This window comes from Peptoniphilus sp. DNF00840 (assembly GCF_001553125.1).
Classification (GTDB): domain Bacteria; phylum Bacillota; class Clostridia; order Tissierellales; family Peptoniphilaceae; genus Peptoniphilus_A; species Peptoniphilus_A vaginalis.
Window position 1 is genome coordinate 1 of record NZ_KQ960219.1, and the last position, 3,351, is coordinate 3,351.

Consider the following 3,351-nt stretch of genomic DNA (forward strand, 5'->3'; position numbering starts at 1 on the left):
GTGGTTTATTTCTTTCAAATTTTGCTTTTGCCATTATTAATCCTCCTATTTATTATTTTTTCTTTTTATCTCCAACTACTTCTTCAGCAATTGATGCAGGTACTTCTTCGTAGTGATCAAATATCATTGAGTAGTTTGCTCTTCCTTGTGTATTTGAACGAAGGCTTGTTGCATAACCAAACATTTCTGCTAGTGGTACATAAGCTGTAACGATTTGAGCTCCAGCTACAAGTTCCATACCTTCCATTCTACCACGTCTTGAGTTAATATCTCCGATTACATCTCCCATGTATTCTTCTGGAGTTGTAACTTCAACCTTCATTGTTGGTTCAAGAAGTACTGGATCAGCTTTTGCAAGAGCATCTCTTACTGCCATAGATCCGGCAATCTTAAATGCCATTTCTGAAGAGTCGACTTCGTGGTAAGAACCATCGTAAAGAGTTACCTTAACATCAAGAACTTCGTATCCACCAATGATACCAGATTGAAGTGCTTCTTCGATACCTTGTTGAGTTGGTCCAATAAATTCCTTAGGAATTGCACCACCAACGATGGCATTTTCGAATACAAATCCAGCGCCTGGTTCGTTTGGTTCGATTCTAATCTTAGCGTGACCATATTGTCCACGACCACCTGATTGACGAGCGTATTTAGCTTCACCTTCAGCAGCTTTTCTAATACCTTCTCTATAAGATACTTGTGGATTACCAATATTAGCCTCTACCTTAAATTCTCTTAGTAGTCTATCAACGATGATATCAAGGTGAAGTTCACCCATACCAGCGATAATAGTTTGACCAGTTTCTTCATCAGTATATGTTTTGAAAGTTGGGTCTTCTTCTGCAAGTTTTGCAAGAGCAAGAGCCATCTTATCTTGAGAAGCTTTAGTCTTTGGTTCAATTGCTACAGAGATAACTGGATCTGGGAATTCCATGTTTTCAAGTATAACTTGATTCTTTTCATCACAAAGAGTATCACCAGTACTTGTGTCTTTAAGACCAACAGCTGCTGCGATTTCTCCTGCGTGGATTTCTTCGATTTCTTCTCTCTTGTTAGCGTGCATTTGAAGAATTCTTCCGATTCTTTCTCTCTTACCCTTTGCAGAGTTCATAACATAAGAACCTGCTTTAAGAACTCCAGAGTAAACTCTAAAGTAAGCAAGCTTACCAACGTATGGGTCAGTTACGATTTTAAATGCAAGAGCTGAGAATGGTTCATCATCAGATGCGTGTCTATCAACTTCATTTCCATCAGCATCAGTACCAATAATTGCAGGTACATCAATAGGAGATGGAAGGTAATCAATAATTGCATCAAGAAGAAGTTGTACACCCTTGTTTTTGTAAGAAGAACCACAAGATACTGGAGTAATCTTAACAGCAAGAGTACCCTTTCTTATAGCTTTCTTAAGAAGTTCTTTGTCGATTTCTTCACCTTCAAGGTAAGTCATCATTAGATCTTCATCAAATTCAGATGCAACTTCAATTAAGTTTTCTCTATATTTTGTTGCAACTTCCATGTACTCTTCAGGAACATCTGTAATTTCGATTTCCTTACCAAGTTCATCCTTGTAAATTTCTGCTTTCATTTCAACAAGGTCAATCATTCCTATGAAAGTATCTTCTGCTCCCATTGGAATTTGAATTGGAACAGGGTTACCCTTTAGCTTCTTGTCAATAGTATCAACAGATCTAAAGAAGTCTGCACCTGTAACGTCCATCTTGTTTATGTGTGCGATTCTTGGAACATGGTATTTGTCTGCTTGTCTCCAAACAGTTTCAGATTGAGGTTCTACACCACTTTTTGCATCAAAAAGTGCAACAGCACCATCAAGTACTCTTAGAGATCTTTCAACTTCAACTGTGAAGTCAACGTGTCCCGGAGTATCAATGATATTAAGTCTGTAGCCCTTCCAGTGACATGTAGTAGCTGCAGAAGTAATTGTGATACCTCTTTCTTGTTCTTGTTCCATCCAGTCCATTTGTGCTCCACCGTCATGAGTTTCACCGATTTTGTGAATCTTACCAGCGTAGAAAAGAATACGTTCTGTAGTAGTAGTCTTTCCAGCATCAATATGGGCCATAATACCGATATTTCTATATTTACTTAATGGTATTTCGCGAGCCATAAATTCCTCCCCTTATTACCATCTATAGTGAGCAAATGCCTTGTTAGCTTCTGCTGTTCTATGCATTTCATCTTTTCTCTTAACACTTCCGCCTAAACCGTTAGATGCGTCTAGAATTTCTTTTGCAAGTCTTTCGTGCATTGTATTTTCGCCTCTTACTCTTGCATATTTAACTAACCATCTAAGGCCTAGAGTTTGGCGTCTTTCTGGTCTTACTTCCATTGGTACTTGGTAAGTAGCACCGCCTATTCTTCTTCCCTTTACTTCAAGTACAGGCATTACATTGTTAAGTGCCTTGTAAAATACTTCAAGTGCGTCTTCTCCAGTTTGTTCTGCAATTGTTTCAAGTGCTCCATATACAATTTTTTGAGCAGTACCTTTTTTACCGTCAAGCATAACATTGTTTATAAGCTTAGTGATAACCACATCAGCATATACTGGATCAGCCATAACTTCACGTTTTTGGATATGTCCTTTTCTTGGCATAACTTCCCTCCTTAACTATTTTTCAGTCGATTCATTGGTACTCAGGTTGAGCCCGTAAGCCAAAAATCTATAAAATCTCATGTAAAATTCTATCAATTTTTAGGTTTCTTAGTACCATATTTAGATCTAGATTGCTTTCTGTCTGTAACTCCAGCTGTATCAAGAGTACCTCTTACGATATGGTATCTAACACCTGGTAAATCCTTTACTCTTCCACCACGGATTAAAACAACACTGTGTTCTTGTAGGTTGTGTCCGATTCCTGGAATGTAAGCCATAACTTCGTATCCATTTGTTAAACGAACTCTGGCAACTTTTCTAAGAGCTGAATTCGGTTTCTTAGGTGTTACTGTTCTTACTGCAACACAAACTCCTCTTTTTTGTGGAGAATTAACTTCAGTTTCAACTTTTTTAAGTGTGTCATAGTTTACATCAAGAGCTGGTGATTTAGATTTACTGTGAATTTTCTTTCTACCATTTCTTACTAATTGGTTAATTGTAGGCATTAATTGCACCTCCTGTTTTATTAATAGTATTGGACATTTCAAAGACTACCTGCATTTAGGTAGTCTTTCCGTCTCAAATACTCATCAATTTTATCATTAGATAATCATTAAGTCAACAAAAAAATATGAGAAATTGGCGAAATTTCCATATTTTTTCATAATCTATTCTTTTTATTAAAAATTTAGATCAGTTATTCATAAAATAAGTTGTAAAATTAAATGCGACACAAA

3 protein-coding genes are annotated in these 3,351 nt (G+C 36.9%); all 3 read right to left on the reverse strand.

From position 1 onward, the window contains the following. Positions 1-52: 52 nt before the first annotated feature. Positions 53-2,128 (reverse strand): elongation factor G, encoded by a 2,076-nt coding sequence (fusA, locus tag HMPREF1864_RS05605; RefSeq protein ID WP_062571858.1) that lies wholly within the window; start codon positions 2,126-2,128, stop codon positions 53-55. 15 nt (positions 2,129-2,143) lie between these two features. Continuing rightward, on the reverse strand, positions 2,144-2,614 hold the full coding sequence (gene rpsG, locus HMPREF1864_RS05610) for a 30S ribosomal protein S7 (protein ID WP_062571859.1): 471 nt from the start codon (positions 2,612-2,614) through the stop codon (positions 2,144-2,146). A 92-nt stretch (positions 2,615-2,706) separates the two neighbouring features. Beyond that, positions 2,707-3,120, reverse strand: a complete 414-nt coding sequence (gene rpsL, locus HMPREF1864_RS05615) for a 30S ribosomal protein S12 (RefSeq protein ID WP_019124174.1) — start codon at positions 3,118-3,120, stop codon at positions 2,707-2,709. Positions 3,121-3,351 lie beyond the last annotated feature (231 nt).

Excerpts from the sequence above, each read along its gene's own strand:
- rpsL (WP_019124174.1), bottom strand. The coding sequence starts at position 3,120 with ATGCCTACAATTAACCAATTAGTAAGAAATGGTAGAAAGAAAATTCAC.
- rpsG (WP_062571859.1), bottom strand. The coding sequence starts at position 2,614 with ATGCCAAGAAAAGGACATATCCAAAAACGTGAAGTTATGGCTGATCCA.
- fusA (WP_062571858.1), bottom strand. The coding sequence starts at position 2,128 with ATGGCTCGCGAAATACCATTAAGTAAATATAGAAATATCGGTATTATG.